We start from the raw sequence: 7,864 nt of genomic DNA on the forward strand, positions 1-7,864 counted from the left end.
TAATGAGGTGCGTATTATAGACGGTTTGAACTGGGTGTCAACCGATTTTCGATAGATTTCTTAATTTATTTTAGAAGACGGTAAACAAACCATATTTTTCAATAGCTTAGTAAAAATCAGATATTAAACCAAAGAAGATTATTCTCTAGACATGCCTGAATGTTTAAGCCTTATTTGCTATAAAGCTTATTAGTAAGCTTTATAAGACATTTATAAACCATGCATTATATTGCTGGGCTTATATAGGTATATATTCAACACTATTGATATTGATACTAAGTGCACCTATATATAGAAGTTGACCTCGCCGCAGCTATCTAGTGTTAATAGACAGCGTTTGCTATAATAGCGGCTTTTATGACATTACTGCAGAGCACTGCTGCTTATCCTTATTAATAAGTAAACCACTCTATATTATAGTGGTTTGATTATCTGTCGTCAGATGATCGCTTTATTAGCATACTACGTAAGATAAGTTTTGGTATGGTGCTTGTCGTTAATGCCTATTTCTTCAACATATCATAGCGGTTAGATATAATTGACGCGGTCTTACGGTTATATGATTGATGGTTGCAATCATCACTGCCAACGGACCCAAAAAGGTGAATAGATTATGGTAGCGATTACTTTACCCGATGGTAGCGTAAAAAACTTTGAAGGCAATACAACGGTCATGGAAGTGGCGCAAAGTATTGGAGCGGGCTTGGCGAAAGCGACGGTCGCGGGACGCGTTGATGGTCACTTAGTAGATGCTCACGACCCTATCACTCATGATGCCAAAGTTGAAATCGTGACGCCAAAAGACTCTGACGGTGTCGATATTATTCGCCACTCATGTGCCCACCTATTAGGTCATGCAGTAAAACAGCTTTATCCTGACGTAAAAATGGTCATTGGCCCTGTTATTGAAGATGGCTTTTATTATGACATCTACAGTGAGACGCCATTTACCCCTGAGCACATGGAAAAAATTGAAAAACGCATGATGGAGCTGATTAAGCAAGATTATGATGTCATCAAAAAAACAACCCCTCGCGATGAAGTCATCAAGATTTTTGAAGAGCGCGGCGAAGATTATAAGCTGAAATTGATTAATGACATGCCGGGTGAAGAAGCCTTTGGTCTATATCATCATCAAGAATATGTCGATATGTGCCGTGGTCCACACGTGCCAAATACGCGCTTCTTAAAAGTGTTTAAACTGACCAAAATGTCAGGCGCTTATTGGCGCGGTGATGCCAAAAACGAGCAGCTGCAACGTATTTATGGTACGGCGTGGGCAGATAAAAAAGATTTAAAAGCATATATCCAACGTATCGAAGAAGCGGAAAAACGTGACCACCGTAAGATTGGTAAAGCGTTAAATTTATTTCATATGCAAGAGCAAGCGCCGGGTATGGTGTTTTGGCATGCCAATGGTTGGACGATTTATCAGGTACTTGAGCAATATATGCGTAGGGTTCAACATGATCATGGTTATGAAGAGATTAAAACGCCGCAAATCGTCGATCGCAGCTTGTGGGAACGTTCAGGCCATTGGGGCAACTATGCGACCAATATGTTTACCACTTCAAGCGAAAACCGTGATTATGCGGTAAAACCGATGAACTGCCCGTGTCACGTTCAAGTCTTTAACCAAGGTTTAAAGTCTTATCGTGATTTGCCGCTACGTATGGCAGAGTTTGGTTCATGTCATCGTAACGAGCCATCAGGCTCATTGCATGGTTTGATGCGTGTACGCGGTTTCACGCAAGATGATGCGCATATTTTCTGTACCCAAGCGCAAATCCAGCAAGAAGTCGCTGATTTCATTAAACTGACCCTGGCAGTTTATGAAGATTTTGGCTTTGATAATATCATTATGAAGCTCTCAACCCGTCCTGAAAAACGTGTCGGTAGCGATGAATCTTGGGACTTTGCTGAAAAAGCCTTGGCAGATGCCCTTGATAGCTCAGGTCTTGATTGGGAATATCTACCGGGTGAAGGCGCATTTTATGGTCCAAAGATTGAGTTTAGTCTAAAGGATTCCTTGGGTCGCGTGTGGCAATGCGGTACGATTCAGGTTGATCCAAACATGCCTGAGCGCCTTGATGCGGAATTTGTCAATGAGCAAAACGAGCGCGAAACCCCCATTATGCTGCACCGTGCTATCTTAGGGTCATTTGAGCGTTTTATCGGTATCTTGATTGAAAACTATGCCGGTTGGATGCCAGTATGGCTTGCGCCGCAACAGGTAGCGGTGATGAATATCACTGATAAACAGGCCGATGCTTGTGAAAATGTGGTGCGTGAGCTGAAAAATGCAGGTTTGCGAGCAACGAGTGACTTGCGTAACGAAAAGATTGGATTTAAGATACGAGAGAAAACATTAGAACGCATTCCCTATATGCTAGTATTGGGGGATAAAGAGGTTGAAACGGGCAGTGTTAATGTCCGAACTCGTGAAGGTGAAAACCTCGGCGTCATGAGTGTTGCAGAATTTATTAGCTTAGTACAGACTGCTGTCAGCAAAAAAGGCCGACAGACCCCAAAAACAGATGAGGAGTAATACCTATTAAACAGTCAAACCGTTTGAACATCAACGAAGATATCAATGCTAAAGAAGTCCGTTTGGTTAAAGAAGACGGCGAGCAAATGGGCGTGGTCGATATCGAAACCGCGATGAAAGCGGCGCGTGATGAAAACCTAGATTTGGTCGAATTGGTTCCTGAAGCCAAGCCGCCAGTATGCAAAATCATGGATTATAAACATTTTCTCTATGATCAAAAGCAGAAAGCGAAAGAAGCGAAGAAGAATCAGAAACAGACCCAGCTAAAAGAGATGAAGCTACGTCCTAGCACCGAAGAAGCCGATTATCAGGTCAAACTGAGAAAAATCATCAGCTTCTTGGAAGATCAGGATAAAGTTAAAATCAGTATCCGCTTCCGTGGTCGCGAAATGGCTCACCAAGAGATTGGTCGTAAACAACTTGATCGTATCATTGAAGATACCGCTGATATCTCAAACGTCGAACAGTACCCTAAGATGGAAGGCCGTCAAATGGGTATGCTGCTTGGGCCTACTAAGAAAAAATAATCCCTTGATAGATTATAGTGAGTAGTGGCTGTAAATCGATATGAGTGTTAGTTAATATAAATGATTAACTAACACAGACAAATCGTTAATAATAGATAGTTATAATCTTAACCATCAATATACTCCGGGATATTGATGGTTTTTTCATATTTACCTCTAAATACATGCATTAAAAGAATCTGAGTACGATGAGCCAAATTTCTCTATAAACGCTTTATCAACCTCAGTTTACAAAACCCATCTTCTCAACCTTTTCATTACCAGTTAATCTAAAGGTCATCTCGTTACACATATCTCATTCGAATAAAAATTATTGGGTAATAAAAACAATTGAAACCACGGCTATAAAAGCGATTAGCAAAAACTGTTGTTCGTTAACAATTAATAGTTAATGAACAGTGTCATTGATAAATAATGTCGTCGGTAAAGAATCCCATTTTTTAGATATTATAGGAAATTTTATGCAAGAATTGACCCCGCCCGAAAACGCCTCAACGCCTAGCATCACTTTAATCGCTCCTGAGCCGGTGAAAGAAATACAAAAAAGCGAAGCGGATCAAATGGTGAAACTGGATGAAAGCCAGATTCCTGAACTTGATGCTAAGGTCGATGCCTTTGTCGATCACGTGATTAACAATTCAGTACACAGCGCTGAGTTTCAGCAAAACGTCCAATCCATCCATAATTTGGGCAATAAAGAAATTCGCGAATCGGCACAAGTGTCGAACCGGATGCTCGATTTGCCAGCGAAAAGTCTTAATGATAGCTTGTTTGATAACTCACCTATTGCCAAATCATTGACTGAGCTGCGCGGTATTGTTGAAGATTTGGACCCGAGCAAAAAAGAGTTGACCAGCTCACGTAAGCTCTTCGGTCTGATTCCATTTGGCAATAAAGTGCAAGATTATTTCCGTCAATACGAGTCAGCGCAATCGCATATCAACGCCGTGGTGACCAGCCTTTATAACGGTAAAGACGAGCTGCTCAAAGACAATGCCATGATTGAGCAGGAAAAAGTCAATATGTGGGAGCTGATGCAATCGATTCGCCAATACATTTATGTGGGTAAAAAAATCGATGAGCAGCTTGAGCAAAAGGTTTATGCCGTTGAAGCTACTGACCCCGAAAAAGCACGTATCATTAAAGAAGAAATGTTGTTCTATGTACGGCAAAAGAATACTGACTTTTTAACGCAATTGGCGGTTAACGTACAAGGTTACTTGGCCCTTGATACCATTCGTAAAAACAACCTAGAGCTGATTAAAGGTGTGGATCGCGCGACGACGACGACTATCTCGGCGCTACGTACCGCGGTGGTGGTTGCTCAGGCGATGACCAATCAGAAGCTGGTACTTGACCAAATCACCGCGTTAAATAAAACAACCAGTAGCTTGATTGAATCGACCTCTGCGATGCTAAAACGTCAGTCACTTGAAATTCACGAGCAGGCAACCAGTAGCACGATTGAGCTTGATAAACTCCAAAACGCCTTCAATAACGTCTATGAGACGATGGATATGATTAGCAATTATAAAATCGAGGCGTTAGAGAATATGAAACAAACGGTCAATACTCTGACAGCTGAGGTTGATAAAGCGCAGAAATATCTCGATAAGTCGAATCAAACGACCGTACTTGAAGTATCCAAAGAGTTAAATACTAAAAAGATAACCAATCAATCAAATACGGTCGATATTGATATTTGATTGAGCTCTCATGTCGAATGCTGTTAGCGATACAAGCTAGCAGCTACTTGCTATCTGATACACATAAGACAATTGACCTAAGATATTACGGCGTTGTTCGTGTTAAGATAGCACTTATTAATAATTTTAAAAAATAGATACGGTAATTTATGAGTTGGAATGATCCAAACGCCTCGAGTGAGGCACAAAAATACGTCAACCCTATTCCTAGTCGCGAACTGATACTCAGTACGATTAATGAATACGGTGAAGTCACGCATCAACAATTGGCAAAAGCCTTTAATATTGATGACCCTGACCAATTTGATGCTTTAGGCAATCGTCTAAAGGCAATGGCACGCGATGGGCAAGTAAACCGCGACGGGCGTCCTTATCGCTATCGCACTGTAACCGAGCACGATATCGTTACTGGCACCGTGTCAGCTCACCCTAAAGGCTTTGGCTTTGTGATATTGAGCGATATGCCTGATTTGTTTTTGCATGAAAAGCAGATGCGCTGGGTATTTAATGGCGATACCGTACAAGCGGTTGGTACCTCTACGGATAATCGTGGTCGTACTGAAGGGCGTATTGTCGATATCGTTGAGCGTCGCCAAAACAACTTTATTGGTACATTGGCGCACGATGAAGAAGGTTATTGTGTTGAGCTTGGTAGCCCAAACAACCATCAGCCGATTACCGTCACTGAAGAAAACGTGCAAGCACTGAACGCCAAACAAGGTGCGCCAGTCAAAGTCGATATTATCGATTGGCCGAACCAACACGAATTTGCCACCGGTAAAATCACTGAAGTGCTATCTGATGATAATGACCGTGAATTGATTATTGAGACGACTCTACTCAACTATGATATCCCGTCAGACTTTAGTGAAGCTGCGCTACAGCAGGCCAATAGCTATCAAGAGCCGACTGAAAAAGACTTGAAAGGTCGGACAGACTTACGTGATTTACCCTTGATTACTATTGATGGTGAAGACGCGCGCGATTTTGATGATGCAGTGTTTGCTGAAAAACGCTCAGGCGGTAATTATCGTGTTTTAGTGGCGATTGCTGATGTTAGTTATTACGTCACGACAAACTCGCCACTTGATAAAGATGCTTACGAGCGCGGCACGTCAGTGTATTTCCCGCATCGCGTGATTCCGATGCTGCCAGAAGTCCTGTCTAATGGTCTATGCTCATTGAATCCTAACCTTGACCGTCTCTGTATGGTTGCCGATATCAAGATATCGCGCGCTGGTAAGGTCACAGGCTACGAGTTTTATCCGGGTGTGATGCACTCGCAAGCGCGTCTGACCTATAATCAAGTGAATGCTTATCTTGCCAATCCAAAAGATAAGAGCGTTCCTGAATCATTAACGGGCAATAAAGACGTTAAAAAATCGGTCGATACCTTACATCAATTGTATGAGCTGCTGTTGAAAAAACGTGAAGAGCGCCATGCCATGGAGTTTGAAACGGTCGAAACGTATATTAAGTTTAATGAAAAAGGTGGCATCGATGCTATCTTACCGCGTACACGTGGCGATGCGCAAAAACTTATCGAAGAGTGCATGCTGCTTGCCAATACCTGTGCGGCAAACTTTGCCTTGAAAAATGAGCTGCCTGTTTTATATCGTAATCACGATAAGCCCGATGGCGAAAAGTCGATGCGTATTCATGAATATGCCAAAAACTTTGGCTTAAGCTTCCCAGAAGAAAGCCCAACTCAAGCGGATTATCAGCGGATTATCGAAGCGACTAAAGACCGTCCTGACGCGATTAGTATCCACAGCATGCTGCTACGCTCGATGATGCAAGCGAACTATTCGCCTGATAACATCGGTCACTTTGGCTTGGCTTATGACGAATACAGCCATTTTACCTCGCCGATTCGCCGCTATCCCGACTTAATGTTGCACCGCGCCATTAAAGCGAAAGTGACGAATAGCCAGCAACCAGTGATGGATTTCTCGCTTGAAGAGGCTGGCACGCAAACCTCAGATACTGAGCGCCGCGCCGAAAAAGCATCGCGTTACGTGGAATCTTGGCTCAAATGCCATTATATGAAAGATCATGTCGGCGAAGAGTTCGATGGCGTGGTAACTACCGTGACGAGCTTCGGTTTATTTGTGACCTTGACCGACTTATATATCGATGGTCTCGTGCACATCTCAAACGTTGGTGACGATTTCTTTGTCTATGATGAGCAGCAACAACAGCTTATCGGTAAAGACAGAGGCACAGTGTTTGGGCTTGGTGATTTAGTCAAAGTAAAAGTAGCGGGTGTTAATATGGATCTACTACAAATCGACTTTGATCTTAAAGCTAAGCTACAAGCAAGCCAAATGAATCAAACCAAACGCGATCAGCCAAAGAATCATTCGGCTGGTAAGAGTTCTGCTAATAAAACCTCGACGAGAAAAAGCAACGGTCGTGGTAAAAGCGCAAGCAAGAAAAGTTAATGGCGCTTAAATATTAAGAGTAAAAAAAGACTAACGTTATCGTTAGTCTTTTTTTTGCTCATTAAAAAGTATCTACTTAAATAGCTATATCAAAATGCAGCATGTTTAAACCTTATAACTCTCAATATTAATAACTCTCAGTAATGCACAACTATTGCGTATTAGCGATTTGCTCGCTGCGTTGTTGACTGACCTGCTCCGCTTGTTCTATCTGCGTGCTTGCTTTATCCAGAATGGCTTTTGGCTGTTGCCCTAACGGCTGACTTGCGATATCTGAAGTATTACTCTCAGCTACGTTAATGTCAGCTTGTTCTGCGACACTACTAGCGGTCAACGCTTCTCTATTTTTTTCACGTTGACTGCCGTTAATCATATTAAACCCTGCAAGAATAACGATACCTGCCAAAGCAAAAATAATCAGATGTTTGATTTGCATAAAAAATATCTCGTCTATGTCGATAAAAGGTAGATAGACTTATCGTTGCATTTTTTATGCCGACTTTTATATAGTGAGCTCATATCAAAATCGTACGCTGCGGCTGGGATAAATTCTTCTTGTTTGCTGTTGTTACAGAGGCTACGAGAAGTTCATCTCAGTCGCTCATCATTATTAACGTATAGTCAAGCCCACCTAAAAGT

Annotated in this window: 5 protein-coding genes; 4 read left to right on the forward strand and 1 reads right to left on the reverse strand. The window is 42.1% G+C overall.

Annotated features, from left to right (window positions below; translation table 11 throughout):
* The first annotated feature begins 613 nt into the window (after nt 1-613).
* From thrS to rnr, 4 genes are all read left to right on the forward strand, one after another.
* Entirely contained in the window at nt 614-2,548 is a 1,935-nt protein-coding gene (gene thrS, locus B2866_RS12025) for a threonine--tRNA ligase (protein WP_296194602.1), read from the forward strand.
* A 23-nt stretch (nt 2,549-2,571) separates the two neighbouring features.
* Nucleotides 2,572-3,075 carry a translation initiation factor IF-3 gene (infC, locus tag B2866_RS12030; protein WP_068408295.1) on the forward strand — a complete coding sequence of 168 codons (504 nt, stop codon included), beginning with the start codon at nt 2,572-2,574 and terminating at the stop codon, nt 3,073-3,075.
* A 461-nt stretch (nt 3,076-3,536) separates the two neighbouring features.
* Complete coding sequence (locus tag B2866_RS12035) at nt 3,537-4,781, forward strand: toxic anion resistance protein (RefSeq protein ID WP_296194605.1); 1,245 nt, start codon at nt 3,537-3,539, stop codon at nt 4,779-4,781.
* Between the two features lie 149 nt (nt 4,782-4,930).
* A complete protein-coding gene (rnr, locus tag B2866_RS12040; protein WP_296194607.1) occupies nt 4,931-7,225 on the forward strand; it encodes a ribonuclease R in 2,295 nt (764 codons plus the stop codon).
* Nucleotides 7,226-7,376: 151 nt separating this feature from the next.
* On the opposite strand, the gene B2866_RS12045 is transcribed toward rnr, so the two are convergent.
* Nucleotides 7,377-7,661: a hypothetical protein gene (locus tag B2866_RS12045; RefSeq protein ID WP_296194609.1), complete on the reverse strand. Its 285-nt coding sequence runs from the start codon at nt 7,659-7,661 to the stop codon at nt 7,377-7,379.
* Between the last annotated feature and the right edge of the window lie 203 nt (nt 7,662-7,864).

This window comes from Psychrobacter sp. UBA3483 (assembly GCF_002377905.1).
Classification (GTDB): Bacteria; Pseudomonadota; Gammaproteobacteria; order Pseudomonadales; family Moraxellaceae; genus Psychrobacter.

Bases quoted from the DNA above. Each gene is read 5' to 3' on its own strand.
- thrS (WP_296194602.1), top strand. From the start codon at position 614: ATGGTAGCGATTACTTTACCCGATGGTAGCGTAAAAAACTTTGAAGGC.
- B2866_RS12035 (WP_296194605.1), top strand. From the start codon at position 3,537: ATGCAAGAATTGACCCCGCCCGAAAACGCCTCAACGCCTAGCATCACT.
- rnr (WP_296194607.1), top strand. From the start codon at position 4,931: ATGAGTTGGAATGATCCAAACGCCTCGAGTGAGGCACAAAAATACGTC.
- B2866_RS12045 (WP_296194609.1), bottom strand. From the start codon at position 7,661: ATGCAAATCAAACATCTGATTATTTTTGCTTTGGCAGGTATCGTTATT.